The sequence below is a fragment of the Thalassospira sp. SM2505 genome, assembly GCF_054901115.1.
Genome location: NZ_CM142731.1, coordinates 3,695,990 through 3,711,884, shown reverse-complemented (window position 1 = coordinate 3,711,884; position 15,895 = coordinate 3,695,990). Strand labels below are relative to the sequence as shown.

Sequence of the window (15,895 nt, the reverse complement as noted above, 5' to 3'; positions counted from 1 at the left end):
AGTGGCGCTACCGGGGAAATTGACCTATCTTTGAAATTATCAAGTTTGACAATCACCACAAGATGACCGTACCGAATGGCAGCCCCGAATACCCGCAACCAGCATTTCTGGCGTGACGACGCGTTGCCGTTTGTCGAGCTCAGGCGCGTGGCGGACGGGCATGCTGTCTGTTATGAGCGCCATAGCCACGATACCTTTTCGATTGGCACGGTGAATGGTGGTCACAGCACCTATTGGAACCGCGGCAAGACCCATGAAACGCAAGCCGGTTCGGTGGTGATCCTGAATCCTGAGGATGTGCATGGCTGCAACCCGGTCAAGGGGGCGGACTGGTGTTATGACATGCTGTTTGTCGATCCGGGCTGGCTTCTGGATCTGCAGATCGAAATTGATGCCGATGCGGCCGGAAAATTTGCGATGTTTTCCGATACGATCAGCCACAATCCAAGGCTTTATAACGGGCTGGCCGATCTTGCCGATACGCTGATCAATCCGGATATTGATGTGCTGGGCAAGGAAACCGCCATGGTGTCGTTCTTTGGCGATTTGCATGTGCAGCTTGATCTGCGCGGTGATCTCGATGGCGGGATCGGTTCGGTCAATGACCGGAAAATGATCCGGGTCGCCGATTATATCCGCACGCATTATGACGAGAATATCAGTCTTGATGCACTGGCCGGACTGGTTGGTTATTCGCGGTCCTATCTGGTGCGGGCTTTCAAAAAAACCTTTGGCATGACGCCCTATGCCTATCTGATAAATTGCCGGGTCCAGCGCGCCCGTCATGCATTGCGGCGCGGGGAAAAGATCGTTGATGTGGCGCTTGAAACCGGCTTTGCCGATCAGGCGCATTTTCAGCGCATTTTCAAACGCCTGATGGCGACGACGCCACGGCAATATGCGCGCGGCAAGGCCGCCTGAGATCCGGGTAAAAAGAAAGGCGGATACAATGATCCGCCTTGAAGTTCACACCTTGATATTTGCAGGTTTGCAGGGGGAGCAAGGTGTGGGGGTTATCCCAAAATCAGATAGATCGCACTGGCGGCCAGCAATATGGCCATCGCCCGGTTAAACATGCGGATGCGCGATGGTTCGCCCAGAAAACGCGATAAAAACGCCCCGGCATAGGCCCAGCATGCGATCGCCGCAAAACAGATGACGAAATAGATCGCAGTGAATTCCCAGATCAGGGTCGGTGCCCCGGATGAGGCATAGGCCCCCATCCCGGCGATCGAGGCCAGCCATGCCTTGGGGTTTAGCCATTGCATCACCGCCCCGGTCATGACGGAGGGGCCGGAACCGGCATCGCTTTTGCCAAGTTCACCATTTGATGAAAACAGCTTCCAGGCCATGAATAACAGAAAAGCAACACCCGCCCACTGGATGAGGGTGGTCAGTTGCGGAAAGGTTTCAAGCAACTGATGCAGGCCAAGCCCGATCAACAACAAAAGCAGGCAAAATCCGGCAGTGGCCCCGAAAACAAGGCGGAGCGAGGGCCGGAAACCGAACTGAACGCCCGAGCTCAGGACAAGAATATTGACCGGGCCGGGGGTGATCGAGGCGGCAAGCGCAAAGCTTGCCATCGAAAGATACAGGCTCATGGTTGCGCTAAAGGGGAGCATGCGTTTGGTTTCCTCTGTGGGGCTTTTCCTTGTTCCAAGCCTGCCATGACGGATGCGGGCTTTATTGAACAAAATTGACCTTCAGAGGAAGGCGGGGACGATTTTTGCAAAAAAAACCGCAACCGGATGTGATGCCGGTTGCGGTTTTTTGATTTGGTTCATTTGCCGTTTTGGCCAAAGGCCGTGACGGGCCCGGAGATGGACCAATCAGCTTTTGGTCATGTCCATCAGAAGCGATGCACAGCGCTGGGCAATGTCATTGCGCGGCTCTTCGCTGCCCGGCATGGTTGCCCAACCCTTGGCGATGACGAAATCATCACGCTTGTAAGAGCTTTCCTCTTTCAGGGCGGCAAGTTCCGCCATCTGATTGTTCGGGGTCAGCGTCTTGAACTGGGCAACGCAAACAGGCGCCATGGCGGCAATAACAGATTCCTTGCTGCTGGTTTCAGCCATCTTTTCGGCTGTGCTGCCAGATACGACCGAGCCGGTGCTGAAACCGACGATGGTGATCAGGACAGCACCGACAACGCCGCCCCAGATTGCGGGTTTAACCCATGTGGCGATTGTCATTGGCATAATAAAGATCCTTTTGGTCAGGCTATGAAATGCATTTTCCATAGAGCTGTTGTGCCAAAGGAAGACATTATCGGCGCACAATTACAATTGATTTATATTTTTATATTTAAATCATTGGTGGGTTTTTTGACATTATTTTGAAACATGTCGCACTTTTATTATCAAACATGTTCAGATATTTGGCGTGATTTCGGGTGTTAAAATAATGATCCAAGCCAAGCTGCGCCACCGGCAATCATGGCATAGCGTGCGGCCTTGCCAATGGTGACAAGGATCAAAAACGGTATGAAGCGAACCCGCATGACGCCTGCAAAAAGGGTCAGCGGATCGCCAATAACCGGAAGCCATGCAAGCAAGAGTGACCAAAGCCCGTATTTGCCAAACCAGTGCGACGCACGATCCAGTGCATCGGGCGAAACCGGGAACCAGCGGCGATCCTTGAAGTGATCGACATAAAGACCAAGCCCCCAATTGATGATAGAGCCCAGCACATTGCCAAGGGTTGCGATGGCGACCAGAAGCCAGATGGCATGATCGCCCGCAGCAACCATTGCGCCAAGGGCCGCCTCGGACGTTCCGGGCAGAATGGTTGCCGATGTCAGGGCCGAAAGGAAAAGGGCAAACAGCACGGGTTTAAAGCCGATCCGGTCAGATGTTATGACTTGATCGTGAATTTGCGAATATCAAGCGGGCCGTCAAGGACTTCGTCCTTGGTATCGGCAAAGGCGCGCAGATAAGGCTGTTCAAAATGGCTGGCAAGGTCTTCTTCGGAGCGCCAGTTTTCATAGGCCAGCCAGACGGCCGGATCTTCCTGCGACTGGTGCATGTCATAGCTGATGCAGCCTTCTTCGGCGCGCGACGGCTCGACAAGGGCCAGAAGCCGCTTGCCCAGTTCTTCCTCCATGCCCGGTTTGGCGCGCGAATAGACAACAAGGGTAAGCTGCTTGGACATGATAAGTTCCCGATTTTCTGAATATTTATTGTGACGAGGTGGATCATCGGCGCCCACAACCCGATCGGCAACAGTTTAATGAACGACGACCTGAAAAACAAAGAAAAGGCCCGGTGCGGGGTAACACCGGGCCTTTGAATGCCGATCAGCAAATGGGGGCTGCTGACCAGCAGGGGGGGAACTGATAAAATCAGGCAATCACCGAAGTTACTTCGACATTGCCGCGCGTTGCGTTCGAATACGGGCAGATCTTGTGCGCTTCTTCGACCAGTTTCTCGGCCTCGGCCTTGTCAAGGCCCGGAAGCGAGATGGTCAGGGTCACAGCAAGACCAAATCCACCGGCAGAACGCGGGCCGATACCGACATCGGCAGTGACAGAAACATCAGCCGGAACTTTCGGGCCACCCTGGGAAGAAACGAACTTCATCGCACCGATGAAACAGGCCGAGTAACCCATGGCAAACAACTGTTCGGGGTTGTTGCCGTCGCCACCTGCACCACCAAGTTCCTTTGGCGTGGTCAGCTTGACATCAAGCGAACCATCAGCGGTTTTGGCGCGACCATCGCGGCCACCGGTTGCAGAAGCTTGTGCGGTGTATTTGACATCAACAGACATGGTTTTCATCCTTTGTTTGATCAATGGTTTGGTTTCGGTGATTACCCGGCTGTCTTTTCCATATGTCGCCGGGGGTGGGCAGGCGCAACCGCGCCTACCCGAAAGAGAGTATGAAAGTTTTGTGATCATTCACCGTGAAGGGCGTTGTGCAGATACTGACCGGCCTGGGCGATTGCTGCTTTGGCGGCCGGGGTGTCAGCAAGGGCATTGAGCATCACAAAATCATGGATCGTGCCGTTATAGCGGGTGACCGTGACATCAACGCCAGCCTGCGACAATTTGCGGGCATAGGCTTCGCCTTCATCACGCAGCACATCGTTTTCAGCCGTGATCACAAGGGCAGGGGCCTGACCGGCAAGCTGATCTTGTGTCGCATGGATCGGCGTTATTTTCGGATCAGTACGGTCAATGCCTTCGGGCAGATACTGGTTCCAGAACCATTCCATGGCAGGCCGGGTCAACCACGGGCCGTTGGCAAAGCTGGTGTAGGATCCGTTATCAAAGTTCGCGTCCGTCACCGGATAGAACAGGACCTGTGCGGTGATCGCCGGACCTTTGCGTTCCTGTGCCAGCAACGAGACTACGGCGGTCATGTTGCCCCCGACACTGTCACCGGCAATCGCCAGACGGGTTGGATCGACATTCAGCTGTTCGGCATGTTCGGCGACATATTTGGTCACCGCATAATCCTGTTCGATGGCGACCGGGTAGCGGTGTTCGGGTGACCGTTCATAATCGACAAAGACCAGGGCGGCATTGGCGCGAACCGCAAGTTCACGGACCAGTCGGTCGTGGGTTCCCTTGTCCCCCATCACCCAGCCTGCGCCGTGGAAATACACGATCACCGGGAGACGTTGCTGATTACCCGCCGGGCGGATGATGCGTACATTGGTCTGGCCGGTCGGGCCGACGGCAAAGACGGTGTCGGTGATATCAACAGCCGGTTTGGCAATTTTGCCGGATTGTGCACCGGCCAGAACGTTGCGGGCTTCAGTTGGTGTCAGGGTGTAGATCGCCGGGCCGCCGGATGCTTCAAGGACATTGATGAAGTTCTGGGTGGCCGGTTCGAGAACCGGTTCAGCAAAGGCAGCCGAAGATGCAATCGCCGTCGAGAGTGCCAGTACGCCAGAAAATGCAGCTGCGGCAACTTTGGTTTTGAATGGGCTCATGGGTCTGTTCCTTTGAGAAGGCCCGGTGACCGGGCGGTGTGTCGTTTCGGTGAATTATGTATCGCATACAATTAAATCGTGTGCGATATAAAAATGGAGATACCAGGCATGCAATTAAATCGCTTGTAATTAAATCGTGCGCGATATAATGTCTCTGACCCTGATTCCAGAACTCCTGATTTTCTGCAGGGATGCAGGATCAGGGAGCGTGATGAAATATCTATGGAATCAATGGGTTATGTGGATGTCGTGTTGAAAGTCGCCGCAGATATTTGACCCGACCCGCATGCCGATATATGTCAAGACAAGTCGTAATGATCCGGCATATGCCAGATCCCGCCCCGTTTCAGACAGGATGAACCGATGGAAAACACATCAAACCAAGACTTTTTGCAGCTTGAAAAGTTTCTGTGCTTTTCGGTTTATTCTGCAACCCATGCCTTTAACCGTATTTACAAGCCGCTGCTTGATGCGCTTGGCCTGACCTATCCGCAATATCTGGTGATGGTTACGCTTTGGCAGGAAGATGATCAGTCGGTCAGCAGTATCGGGGAAAAGATGTATCTGGAATCAAGTACGTTGACCCCGCTTTTGAAACGGCTGGAGGCCAATGGCCTTGTCATGCGCAAGCGCGATCCGAAAGACGAGCGGTCTGTGCGCATCAACCTGACCGACGCGGGCAAGGCGTTGCGGGAAAAGGCGCGTGAAGTCCCGCCCTGCATTCTTGAGGCGACCGGGCTTGATATCGAAACGGCCAAGCGCCTGAACAGTGATCTGCAGGCAATGCGTGATACGCTGGCGGCGGCTGCGAAATAGGCCCGCTTTCGATCAGGATGCCTTGCGATCCAGATGATATCGAAGCGCCCAGCCAAGTGCGGTTTTGATCGCGTCTTCCGGTAAGGGGCGGTCAAGGGGCAGGATGATCGCCCGGTTGCCTTCACAGGTCAGTTCGGATGATAGCAGGCTGCGCGTGCGGTCGATCAGATCGGTCTTGCAGTCAAAAAAGATCATGACCTGATCGGGGGTTTTTGCCTTCCAGTCTGCGCGAATGGTGGTGCCGGCCCCCGATTTCGGACGCCAGGCGGGCTCGCCCCATTTAAGGCTTTCATCAAGCGGCCCCACACCATCCATCCCGGCGGCAAGGCTATGAACCCAGTTTCTGATCTGGGTCAGTATCTGACGCGCCGGGGCAGGGCAGGTTGCGATTTTGGCAGGCACGCCGGACATTTTGACCGGATCGGTCATCACATCATCCCGCCCATTACATTGTGAAAGCTTTGCACCAGTAGCCAGATTGCGCAAATCATCATGGTCACATGCTGGATCACCATGGCCGGGGCCACCAGACGCTTGTTGAGGCGCTTGAATGTGCCGATGACATGCAGGACACGTGCAGCAATCAGCAGACCGGCCACAACCCAGACCATGTCCGATGTTGCCAGAATGGCTTCAACCGCAAGGACAACCAGCGCACAAAGCGGCGCGTTCTCGATAAAGTTGCCATGGGTGCGGATGCGACGGCGCAAGATGCGATCATCGCCATCTCCGACCGCCAGATTAAGGTCACGCCGCCTGAACGATACAGCAAGGCTCAGCACAGTCAGCATCAGGGCAAATATCGCAACGGTCACAGTCGTCACAGGAAGTGGCAGCATCGGAGTATTCCTTGAATAAGGGCGCAAGGTCTTTGTATCGAAAAGCAATTCAACCACCGAACGGGATTGCTATCAACAAAATGACGGCACCCGCGAGGAGTGCCGCCGTTTAATTTTGTGTGATGTCCGCCTGTCGTGCGCCTAGATGTTGCGCAGACGATCAAGGAAGTTTTTGACCTGTGCATCAAGATTGCGGGCTTCCTGTGCAAGCTGGGTTGCCCCGACCTGGACGTTTGATGCTGCTTCGCCGGTTTCTTGCGACGTATTGCGCACGATCCCGATTGAGGATGACACCTCGTTCGTGCCCGCCGCAGCTTGCTGAACATTGCCCGAAATCTCGGCTGTGGCGGCACCCTGCTGTTCAACGGCAGATGCAATGGCGGTGGCGATTTCATTGATGTTTGAAATCGTCTCGGTCACCCGTTCAATCGCGCCAACAGTGTTCTGGGTTTCGGACTGGATGGATCCGATCTGCTGGGCAATTTCATCGGTTGCCTTGGCGGTCTGGTTGGCAAGGTTTTTGACTTCCTGTGCAACAACGGCAAAGCCTTTGCCTGCTTCACCGGCACGCGCAGCCTCGATGGTGGCGTTCAGGGCCAACAGGTTGGTCTGGGCTGCGATATCGTTGATCAGGCTGACGACTTCGCCAATGCGGTCCGCAGCCTCGGCAAGGCCGGTGACCATGGCATTGGCCCGCGATGCTTCTTCAACAGCGGTGCTGGAAATATCAGACGATTTTGCCACTTGCGAACTGATCTCCTGAATGGAGGCAGACAGTTCCTCGGTCGCGGATGCCACGGTCTGAACATTGGCACTGGCTTCGTCAGCGGCGGCGGCAACGACAACGGCCTGTTCAGCGCTTTGATCTGCGGCATTGCGCATCTGGCGGGAAACCTTTTCCATGTTTTCAGCACTGTCAGACACATTGACGACAATCGAGCCGACCGACTTTTCAAACTCGTCAGCCATTTGCAGCCGGGTGCGATTGCGTTCCTCGCTGGCGCGCTGTTCGGCTTCAAGCTTTTCGCGTTCGGCCTGCTGCATGCCAGCCGATGCTTCCTTGAAGGCTTCAAGTGCCTTGGCAATGGCACCGATTTCGTCATTGCGCTCAAGATAGGGCACGTCGATGGCGAAATTGCCCTTTTGCAGATGGTCAATCACCCCGGCAACAGATGTCATCGGGCGACGCACCATCGTGGTGGTCGAAAACAGCACAACTGCAATCACAATTGACAAAAGGACCACACCGCCAATCAGGGTTGCATCGCGCAGATTGTCTGCCGGGGCAAAGACAGTGGCAAGCGGCACATTGACGACCACACCCCACTGATTGGGGTAACCTGAAATTTCCACCGGCACGATCATATGCATGTCTTTGTCATCGTCGATGCGCTGCGGTTCACCACTTTTCATCACTTCGAGGATGGTGGCCTGAACCGGGTCATTGGCGTCAAGCTTGGTGCCGCGAATGGCCGGATCTTCGTGGGCAACCCAGGTGCCTTGTGCCGAAACCAGATTGACCGTTCCCGTTTCAAACGGTGTCAGTTCGGCAAAGCGTTCGGAAAGCGCATTCAGTTCAAGATCAACGCCCAGAACTCCAAGGAATTTTCCTGATTTGTCCTGCACCGGATAGACAAAGGATGTCAGAACAACATCACGGCCCTGAATGTCATAGGTGATGGCATCGGTGACATAGGGTTTATTGGTGTCACGCGGCGAGGTGTAATATTCATTGACCGACGGGTCATCAAGGCCGGTCAGATGATAGGGCGTAATGCCGTCACCGAAATTATAAAAATAGGTGACATAGCGTCCTGATCCTTCGCCAAACGGCTCACCTTCGTCCTTGTAGTCGGCATCCTTGCCATCAAGGGCATCGGGTTCAAACCCCGACCAGGCACCGGCAAGCGACGGGTAATCAATCAGGGTGCGGTTGAGAATTTCGTTATAGACCTTGCGGTCTGCGCCGCCCTGTTCACGGATGGCACGGAAACCGCCGGCAAGCTGTCTGGCAATCGACATGCCGCTATTGAGAACCTGACTGGCCTGTTCGGCATGGTGTTTGGCAACGCCGCGCGCCTCACCCACCGTCAACTGTTCTGTCGTCTTGCTGGTTTGAATGGTTTGCAGGGTAATGCCCGCAATCAGGCAAACAGCAATGGCAAACGCACTGACAAGCGTGAGCTTTGCGCCAAGCGACAAGGAGGAGAGATTCATGCAGCCGTCCTTCCGACCTATGCTTTGGTGAGATTTATCGCATATGGCGACACCAGCCGTTAATTCAATAACTTGCAAGTGAATTTACATCGACAAGTTGCTGAAACCTGATCGGAAGTATTGGGAAAGGACAATGCTTTTGGGGGCGTTCGGCGGGGTCGGGCGATATGGGACGGATTTATGAAAACTTTGCCTTGGGGGAGGTGTCGGCAGTGATTTCTGACGCAGGGACAGGTTTGCCAAACAGATAGCCCTGCAACTCGATGCCTTCGATGGCACGAAGGAAGGTGTATTGTTCACGGGTTTCAACGCCCTCGGCCGTGACAAGCAGGCCAAGCGACCCGGCCATGGCAAGCATGGCCTCGACCAGTGCGACATCATCGGTCTTGTCGGGAATGCCCTTGATAAAGGCGCGGTCAATCTTGATGCGTTTGATCGGCAGGCTTTTGATCGACCGCAGACAGGAATAGCCGGTCCCGAAATCATCAATCGCAAGCAACACGCCGACTTCGCGCAATTCATGCAGCGTCTTGATCATTGACGCTTCGTCCTGGATCATGCTTTCGGTGACTTCAATTTCAAGGAATTCGGCGGGCAGGCCCGACAGGGCAAGCTCGTGCTGGACAGCTTCGGCAAAGCCCTCTGATCGTAACTGCCGAACCGAAGCATTCACGGCAACGCGGATTTTCTTGTCAAACTCGTCCTGCCATTGGCGGGCCTGTGAGCAGGCTTCGCGAATGACCCAGTTCCCGATTTCAACAATCAGGCCACTTTGTTCGGCAATCGGGATGATTTCCGCCGGGCCAAGAAGGCCGTGCTGGGGATGGTTCCAGCGCAGAAGCGCTTCGACACCGACCATCTGTTCGGTTCTTGCATCGATCTGTGGCTGGTAATGCAGGACCAGTTCATTGTTTTCAAGGCCGCGCCGCAATTCAAGCGATCTGGTCATGTAATGGGTGGCGTTCTCGGTCATTTCAGTTTCATAGAACGCATAGGTCCGTCTGCCACGATCCTTCGCTGCATACATCGCGGTATCGGCAAGCCGGATCAGGTCCTGTGAGGAGGACGCATGGTTAGGATAGAAAGATATGCCGATGCTGGCCGAAAGCGTCATTTCCTGACCGACAATGTAAAACGGGCGTTCGAGTTCCTGAATGATCTTGTTGGCAAGATTTGCCGCCGCGACCTCGCTTTTGAGATTTTCGCGAATGATCAGGAATTCATCCCCGCCAAGACGCGAAATGGTGTCGGTGCGCTCTGTCACTGCCCTGATACGGGTCGAGGCAATCAGGATCACCTGATCGCCTGCCGCATGACCCAGCGTGTCATTGATATTCTTGAAATCATCAATATCAAGAAACAGACAGGCGACAATCGAGCCGGTTTGTTCGGAACGCTCGATCGCCCGGTTCAGGCGGTCGGTGGCCAGCAGACGGTTGGGCAGGCTGGTCAGGCCGTCATACTGTGCAAGGTAATGCAATTCCTGTTCGGCTTGCCGGATGGCGGTGCGATCCGAAACGATGGCAACGAAATGGGTCAGTTTACCGTCATCATCCTCGACCCCGATGATCTGGATCGCCAGCGATATCGGACCGCCGCCCGTATTCTGGGTATCAATATCCTGATGCCAGTGTTTGCGATTTTGCAAGGCCAGAAGCAGTTCCTTGTACTGTTCTGCGGGCAGCTTTTCAGGGGTTATGAAATAGGGCGGATGATGGAGCGTGTTTTTGGCATTGGCCCCGGTAATCCGGTAATAGGCCTTGTTGGCATTGGTGACATTCAGTTTGGGATCAAGAATAAGGATGCCGTCCTGCGTGGTCTCATAGACCGCCATGGCTTCGCGCAATTTATCCTGGGTATGGCGTTGATCGGTGATGTCCTGGGTCATGCCGATGATGCGCATCGCGCTGGTGCGATCCGCGGGAAACAGTTTGCCGCGTGCACGCAGCCAGCGATATCCGCGTTCTTCATCAATGGTGCGAAAAACGATGTCGTAGAACTCGCCATTGTGAATGGCAAAGGTAAAGGCCTTGCGGACCATGGCGCGATCTTCGGGGGCCACCCGTTCAAGGAAATCATCCCAGCTTTCGGTGATGGTTTCGGTTTCCTGAAGGTGGCTGAAACTGCCAAGGCCGGTGCGCTGGACCTGACGGGTGGCAACATCAATTTCCCAGCAACTCATCTGGGCGGCTGTCATTGCCAGTGACAGACGTTGCTGCGTATCGCGAAGGGCCAGTTCGGCAACGCGACGTTCAAGGGCCATCTGAATGGTGGCATGCAGTTCGCGTTCGGAAAACGGCTTGATCAGAAAACCATAGGGACGGGTTTTCTGCGCACGGACAAGGGTGGCGTCTTCGGAATGGGCAGACAGATAGATCACCGGGATCAACAGGTGCGGTGGAATGCCTGCAGCCGTTTCAATACCGTCAATATCGCCATCAATGCGGATATCCATCAGGATGATGTCGGGCGGATCGCGCTCGATTGCCTTGAGTGCATCATAGCCGGCGTTATGAACGCTTGTGCGCTCATAGCCCAGTCGTTCGAGTTGCTTGCGCAAATGCAGGGCAATTACGCGTTCATCCTCGACAATCATGACATGGACCGGATGATGCATCCCAGATCAGTTCCTTTTCAGTTTCCCAGAGTAAACCGGATGATGAAGGTGGTGTCCCTTGAAGTATCAACGACCAGATTTCCGCCAATCTGATCGACCAGCAATTCAATCAGCTGCAAGCCAAGGCCGCTATTTGTCGACATGTTGAAATCCTTGGGCATGCCGCGCCCGGTATCTGAAACGCAAAGTTCCACGACATTTTCGGTCTCCATGCGTGTGGAGACCCGGATTTCGCCACTGTAACCGTCAGAAAAGCCGTGTTTCAGTGCATTGGAAATCAATTCATTGGCAATCAGCCCACATGGAACAGCCTGATCAATGGCCAGCTCGACTTCCGTCAGGTCGGTAATGACGCGGATGCGTTCGATGTCGATATTATAGGCGGCAAAAAGCGATGAAATAAGGCCTTCGCAGAAATTGGCGAAATTGACCTTGGCGATGTCTTCGCTTTGATACAGCGACTGGTGGATTTGCGCCATTGATCGCACGCGGTTGCAACTGTCAATCAGCGCCTGACGGGCCTGGCTGTCCATGACAGAGCTGGTTTGCATATCCAGAAGACTATGCACGATCTGCAGGTTGTTTTTGACCCGGTGATGGACCTCGGAAAGCAGGGTTTCCTTTTCACGAAGGGATCGCGCGATCTGTTCTTCGCGATGCTTGCGTTCGGAAATGTCGGAAATCGCCGCAAGGATCTGGTGGCGGTCGCCGCTGGTGATCGGGTTCAGGCCGATTTCGACCGGGAACTCGCTGCCATCCTTGCGCAAGGCATATAAATCCCTGCCCGGGCCCATCGGACGCGGGTTCGGGTTTTTTGAAAACGACCCGCGCAGGGCCGGGTGGCGCGCGCGAAACCGTTCGGGCACCAGCATTTCAATCGGTTGGCCAAGCAATTCGGATCGCGCATAACCGAAAATGATTTCGGTCTGGGCGTTGACCATTTCCATAAGGCCTCCTGCGCTGATCAGGATCATGGCATTTGGTGCGTATTCGACCACGCGTTCAAATCTCTGATCGGCACTGTCTGGCGAAAGCTCGTCGCTTCCTTGTTGGACGACCTGATCGTGCGTCACCTTGTTGTGGCTCCCCATAACAACACGAAAACATCAAACTGAATCCGGTCGTGGCTTTATCTTTCCGTATGGTTTTTGATCAGTTCTTATCTGCGTTATTGCGTGCGGATATTGTGCGAAAAATTTAAATTCTTTTCCGAGTGCGCGCTTGGGTTGGATATCTGGACGGTATGGCCGGAATTCAACTACACTTACGCATAGGGGTGCATGGGGCCTCTGTTTAGGTTTTTCCCATGCCTGTTTTATGTGGAGAAGGGCTGCAAAAATTACCATGCGTTCCGCGATTATTTGGCAGCCATGCGTAACAGAGGCTTGATCTTGGGACAAAGTGAGGTATAGCTTCGCGCACGCACGCGATCCGGGTGATCGGGCGTGCATAAGATTTCCATGTGATTTCAACGATACAACTGACAAACAAGGTTTCAAAAATGACAGCCGATCTTCGAGATGCCGCACTTAACAGCAACGTCTGGGCCTTTCAGGAAGCCAGCAAGCTGGTCAAGCGGTATAAACAGAAGGCGCCTGAAAAGGGCTATGTCCTTTTTGAAACCGGTTATGGTCCGTCGGGGCTTCCGCATATCGGGACCTTTGGTGAAGTTGCGCGTACGACTTATGTCCGCCGTGCGTTTGAAACCATGTGCGATATCCCGACCAAGCTTTTCTGCTTCTCGGACGATATGGACGGCCTGCGCAAGGTACCGGACAATATACCGAACAAGGAAATGGTTGCCGAGCATCTTGGCAAGGCGCTGACCAGCGTTCCGGACCCGTTTGGCACCCACGAGAGCTTTGCGCATCATAACAATGCCAAGCTGCGTGAATTCCTTGACGGTTTCGGCTTTGAATATGAATTCAAATCTTCGACCGAATGTTACCGTTCGGGCATGTTTGATGCCGCTCTTTTGCGTCTTCTGGAACGCTATGACGCGATCCAGAAAATCATGCTGCCGACCCTTGGTGAAGAACGCCGCGCGACCTATAGCCCGTTCATGCCGGTCGAACCGGGGACCAACAAGGTTCTGATGGCCAAGGTGACTGAGCTTAATGTTGAAGCCGGGACCATCGTTTACGAGCATCCGGAAACCGGCAAGCTTGTCGAAACCCCGGTTACTGGCGGGAACTGCAAATTGCAGTGGAAACCCGACTGGGCGATGCGCTGGTATGCGCTGGGTGTTGATTACGAAATGGCTGGCAAGGACCTTATTCCGTCGGTTGAGCTTGGCAACAAGATCGTCAAGGCCCTTGGCGGTACGCCGCCAGAAGGCTTTAACTACGAGCTGTTCCTTGACGAGAACGCCCAGAAGATTTCGAAATCCAAGGGCAATGGTCTTTCGATGGAAGACTGGCTGAAATATGCGCCGGAAGACAGCCTGTCGCTGTTCATGTTCCAGAAACCGAAAACCGCAAAGCGTCTGTATTTCGATGTCATCCCGAAAACCGTGGATGAATATCTGACCTTTGCCGAAAAGCTGAAAACCGAAACCGACCCGGAAAAAATCCTTCAGAACCCGGCCTGGCACATCCATGCCGGTACGGCACCGGATCGCGAAATTCCGCTGTCCTTTGGGATTTTGCTGAACCTTGTTTCGGTCTGCAACACCGATGACAGCGCGCTTCTGTGGAAGTTCATTTCGCGCTATGCCAAGGGTGCCACCCCGGAAAGCTCGCCGTATCTCGACAAGCTGGTTGGCTATGCCATCAATTATTACAGCGACTTCGTCAAACCGACGAAGAAATACCGCGCCGCAACCGAGGCCGAACAGGCCGCCCTGCGCGAACTGCGCGATACGCTTGCCAAAGTCGCACCGGGCACCGATCCGTCTGACATCCAGACCGAGGTCTTCACGGTTGGCAAAAACCACAATTACGAGAACCTGCGCGACTGGTTCAAAACGCTTTATGAAATCCTGCTCGGTCAGGAACAGGGCCCGCGCATGGGTTCCTTCATTGCCCTGTATGGCATTGACGAAAGCGTTGCCCTGATCGACCGCGCGCTTGCCGGTGAAGATCTGAGCGCCTGATTAGCGACCAGAACGTAAAATGACAAAGGCCCGCATCAAATGATGCGGGCTTTTTTTGTGATTTTTGACTCTTCATGGATGAGGTCAACTCAGCGCATGACGGTGTTCCAGTCTATAGTATATCCTGCAGCACTGAGCTCTCTTGCAAGTTTGGTTTTCCAAGCGCCGGCTTGGTCGAGTTCTTCCCAGACAACTCCCGCGAAATCGCTAGGGATACTTACATTTCCCTTCTTTAGAGCGCAGACGCGACTTCGTTGTAATCGGCCAATAAAGTAACCTAGCTCTAGCAAGACGTTTTGTCGGGCGCGTGGCTCAAGATCTTGATCGCCAACTGATTTTCCAACATCGTCAGGTGTTAGCAAAACTACTGCGAAACCGACATCGGAACTGTGTTCTACTTTTTCGATAATCGTTCGTCCCTGATTTGCTTGCTCATGTAAGATTATTGCTTCAAGCCCAAGCTTTTCAATATAGCGGGCTACAGATTCTCTAGCTTCCGCATCATGACCGTGAACGACAAAAACCTTTTTTGATATACTCGGAATTAGTGCAGGAGCTATTTCTCCTTGGCTTTTTACAAACGCTTTATAGTCTCTGATGAAAGGGATTATCAGTTTTGTTACAAATGATTGAATGTGTCCTGATATCTTGCCGTTGCTATAAAAAAATGTGTGACAGAAGTGTATTAGTTCCTCAGGTTTCTCTGAGAATTTCAGGACTAGCAAAAGCTGTAAGCCCAAGATTTCCAAATCATCGTCGGGCCAGACTAACTTAGCAGACCCAACAAACCCTCCTTGTGTTTCATTGCTTTTACTAATGAAATCATCAAGGTTTAGATTTCTTGATATTTCTAGATTGAACGTCCTGAGTTGATCATGTTGCAACAATCTGCCAAGTCGTTTTAGTGGTTGATGAAAATTCTGGCTATCGGTCTGTTGCAAATCCAAGACAGCATTATTGATTTGAACGAATAAATCAGATTCCTGTTTCATGTTTCATTTTCAATCCTAGCTTCAGAAGCTTTCTCCAGAATTGATGCTCTGAACTGTTCTTTTGATGCTTCAATCATTGGTGCGACGAATGGATTTTTTGAGTATTTCCCCATTTTTTCGTCAATTAACGTTTCCATTTTGGAAATTGCAATTGCAATGCTCTCTGGGTCATGTGGGTCAAGAGATACTGTACATAATTCACCATCAATATCTTCCAAGGCGCGCTGCGCTTCTTTAAGCTGTTTCTGGAGCTTATCTAAACCTTCAACTTTGAGCATTGGTTGTATCCGATCAATTGCGGCTTAATGTTGTGTTTCTCTAATATTCTAGCTGAAGGCATTTCAGGTTTTCAATTAAAAGTTGATGTTTGTTGTTCTGTTTTGAT

Annotated in this window: 16 protein-coding genes; 3 read left to right on the top strand and 13 right to left on the bottom strand. The window is 53.2% G+C overall.

Annotated elements, in window-relative coordinates; translation table 11 throughout:
* Positions 1-75 precede the first annotated feature (75 nt).
* Positions 76-921 carry an AraC family transcriptional regulator gene (locus ACTU44_RS17450; RefSeq protein WP_114098629.1) on the top strand — a complete coding sequence of 282 codons (846 nt, stop codon included), beginning with the start codon at positions 76-78 and terminating at the stop codon, positions 919-921.
* Positions 922-1,013: 92 nt separating this feature from the next.
* Here the strand turns inward: ACTU44_RS17450 and ACTU44_RS17445 are convergent, their stop codons facing one another.
* From ACTU44_RS17445 to ACTU44_RS17420, 6 genes are all read right to left on the bottom strand, one after another.
* On the bottom strand, positions 1,014-1,622 hold the full coding sequence (locus ACTU44_RS17445) for a LysE family translocator (protein ID WP_220150319.1): 609 nt from the start codon (positions 1,620-1,622) through the stop codon (positions 1,014-1,016).
* 207 nt (positions 1,623-1,829) lie between these two features.
* The gene (locus tag ACTU44_RS17440; protein ID WP_220150320.1) at positions 1,830-2,198 is read right to left on the bottom strand and encodes a hypothetical protein; all 369 of its coding nucleotides are present in this window, start codon (positions 2,196-2,198) and stop codon (positions 1,830-1,832) included.
* Between the two features lie 197 nt (positions 2,199-2,395).
* Entirely contained in the window at positions 2,396-2,827 is a 432-nt protein-coding gene (locus tag ACTU44_RS17435) for a YqaA family protein (RefSeq protein WP_114098631.1), read from the bottom strand.
* 26 nt (positions 2,828-2,853) lie between these two features.
* On the bottom strand, positions 2,854-3,150 hold the full coding sequence (locus ACTU44_RS17430; protein WP_114098632.1) for a putative quinol monooxygenase: 297 nt from the start codon (positions 3,148-3,150) through the stop codon (positions 2,854-2,856).
* A 190-nt stretch (positions 3,151-3,340) separates the two neighbouring features.
* Positions 3,341-3,766, bottom strand: a complete 426-nt coding sequence (locus ACTU44_RS17425; protein ID WP_114098686.1) for an organic hydroperoxide resistance protein — start codon at positions 3,764-3,766, stop codon at positions 3,341-3,343.
* Between the two features lie 125 nt (positions 3,767-3,891).
* The gene (locus ACTU44_RS17420) at positions 3,892-4,935 is read right to left on the bottom strand and encodes an alpha/beta hydrolase (protein ID WP_114098633.1); all 1,044 of its coding nucleotides are present in this window, start codon (positions 4,933-4,935) and stop codon (positions 3,892-3,894) included.
* Between the two features lie 363 nt (positions 4,936-5,298).
* Here ACTU44_RS17420 and ACTU44_RS17415 point away from each other — a divergent pair, with 363 nt between their 5' ends.
* On the top strand, positions 5,299-5,751 hold the full coding sequence (locus ACTU44_RS17415) for a MarR family winged helix-turn-helix transcriptional regulator (protein WP_114098634.1): 453 nt from the start codon (positions 5,299-5,301) through the stop codon (positions 5,749-5,751).
* A 12-nt stretch (positions 5,752-5,763) separates the two neighbouring features.
* On the opposite strand, the gene ACTU44_RS17410 is transcribed toward ACTU44_RS17415, so the two are convergent.
* The 5 genes from ACTU44_RS17410 to ACTU44_RS17390 all read right to left on the bottom strand — a co-directional run bounded on the left by ACTU44_RS17410 (position 5,764) and on the right by ACTU44_RS17390 (position 12,497).
* Positions 5,764-6,180 carry a DUF1801 domain-containing protein gene (locus ACTU44_RS17410; RefSeq protein ID WP_114098635.1) on the bottom strand — a complete coding sequence of 139 codons (417 nt, stop codon included), beginning with the start codon at positions 6,178-6,180 and terminating at the stop codon, positions 5,764-5,766.
* A complete protein-coding gene (locus tag ACTU44_RS17405) occupies positions 6,180-6,590 on the bottom strand; it encodes an MAPEG family protein (RefSeq protein ID WP_114098636.1) in 411 nt (136 codons plus the stop codon). Before ACTU44_RS17405 ends, ACTU44_RS17410 begins: the two co-directional genes overlap by 1 nt.
* A gap of 141 nt (positions 6,591-6,731) precedes the next feature.
* On the bottom strand, positions 6,732-8,807 hold the full coding sequence (locus ACTU44_RS17400; RefSeq protein ID WP_114098637.1) for a methyl-accepting chemotaxis protein: 2,076 nt from the start codon (positions 8,805-8,807) through the stop codon (positions 6,732-6,734).
* Positions 8,808-8,985: 178 nt separating this feature from the next.
* Positions 8,986-11,424: a two-component system response regulator gene (locus ACTU44_RS17395; protein WP_114098638.1), complete on the bottom strand. Its 2,439-nt coding sequence runs from the start codon at positions 11,422-11,424 to the stop codon at positions 8,986-8,988.
* Positions 11,425-11,441: 17 nt separating this feature from the next.
* On the bottom strand, positions 11,442-12,497 hold the full coding sequence (locus tag ACTU44_RS17390) for a sensor histidine kinase (RefSeq protein ID WP_258548728.1): 1,056 nt from the start codon (positions 12,495-12,497) through the stop codon (positions 11,442-11,444).
* A gap of 428 nt (positions 12,498-12,925) precedes the next feature.
* Here ACTU44_RS17390 and ACTU44_RS17385 point away from each other — a divergent pair, with 428 nt between their 5' ends.
* A complete protein-coding gene (locus tag ACTU44_RS17385) occupies positions 12,926-14,518 on the top strand; it encodes a lysine--tRNA ligase (RefSeq protein WP_114098640.1) in 1,593 nt (530 codons plus the stop codon).
* Positions 14,519-14,607: 89 nt separating this feature from the next.
* On the opposite strand, the gene ACTU44_RS17380 is transcribed toward ACTU44_RS17385, so the two are convergent.
* Positions 14,608-15,510 carry a TIR domain-containing protein gene (locus ACTU44_RS17380; protein WP_114098641.1) on the bottom strand — a complete coding sequence of 301 codons (903 nt, stop codon included), beginning with the start codon at positions 15,508-15,510 and terminating at the stop codon, positions 14,608-14,610.
* Positions 15,507-15,788: a hypothetical protein gene (locus tag ACTU44_RS17375; RefSeq protein ID WP_114098642.1), complete on the bottom strand. Its 282-nt coding sequence runs from the start codon at positions 15,786-15,788 to the stop codon at positions 15,507-15,509. The genes ACTU44_RS17380 and ACTU44_RS17375 overlap by 4 nt, the downstream gene beginning before the upstream one ends.
* Between the last annotated feature and the right edge of the window lie 107 nt (positions 15,789-15,895).

Bases quoted from the DNA above. Each gene is read 5' to 3' on its own strand.
- ACTU44_RS17450 (WP_114098629.1), top strand. From the start codon at position 76: ATGGCAGCCCCGAATACCCGCAACCAGCATTTCTGGCGTGACGACGCG.
- ACTU44_RS17445 (WP_220150319.1), bottom strand. From the start codon at position 1,622: ATGCTCCCCTTTAGCGCAACCATGAGCCTGTATCTTTCGATGGCAAGC.
- ACTU44_RS17440 (WP_220150320.1), bottom strand. From the start codon at position 2,198: ATGCCAATGACAATCGCCACATGGGTTAAACCCGCAATCTGGGGCGGC.
- ACTU44_RS17430 (WP_114098632.1), bottom strand. From the start codon at position 3,150: ATGTCCAAGCAGCTTACCCTTGTTGTCTATTCGCGCGCCAAACCGGGC.
- ACTU44_RS17425 (WP_114098686.1), bottom strand. From the start codon at position 3,766: ATGTCTGTTGATGTCAAATACACCGCACAAGCTTCTGCAACCGGTGGC.
- ACTU44_RS17420 (WP_114098633.1), bottom strand. From the start codon at position 4,935: ATGAGCCCATTCAAAACCAAAGTTGCCGCAGCTGCATTTTCTGGCGTA.
- ACTU44_RS17415 (WP_114098634.1), top strand. From the start codon at position 5,299: ATGGAAAACACATCAAACCAAGACTTTTTGCAGCTTGAAAAGTTTCTG.
- ACTU44_RS17410 (WP_114098635.1), bottom strand. From the start codon at position 6,180: ATGACCGATCCGGTCAAAATGTCCGGCGTGCCTGCCAAAATCGCAACC.
- ACTU44_RS17405 (WP_114098636.1), bottom strand. From the start codon at position 6,590: ATGCTGCCACTTCCTGTGACGACTGTGACCGTTGCGATATTTGCCCTG.
- ACTU44_RS17400 (WP_114098637.1), bottom strand. From the start codon at position 8,807: ATGAATCTCTCCTCCTTGTCGCTTGGCGCAAAGCTCACGCTTGTCAGT.
- ACTU44_RS17395 (WP_114098638.1), bottom strand. From the start codon at position 11,424: ATGCATCATCCGGTCCATGTCATGATTGTCGAGGATGAACGCGTAATT.
- ACTU44_RS17385 (WP_114098640.1), top strand. From the start codon at position 12,926: ATGACAGCCGATCTTCGAGATGCCGCACTTAACAGCAACGTCTGGGCC.
- ACTU44_RS17380 (WP_114098641.1), bottom strand. From the start codon at position 15,510: ATGAAACAGGAATCTGATTTATTCGTTCAAATCAATAATGCTGTCTTG.
- ACTU44_RS17375 (WP_114098642.1), bottom strand. From the start codon at position 15,788: ATGCTCAAAGTTGAAGGTTTAGATAAGCTCCAGAAACAGCTTAAAGAA.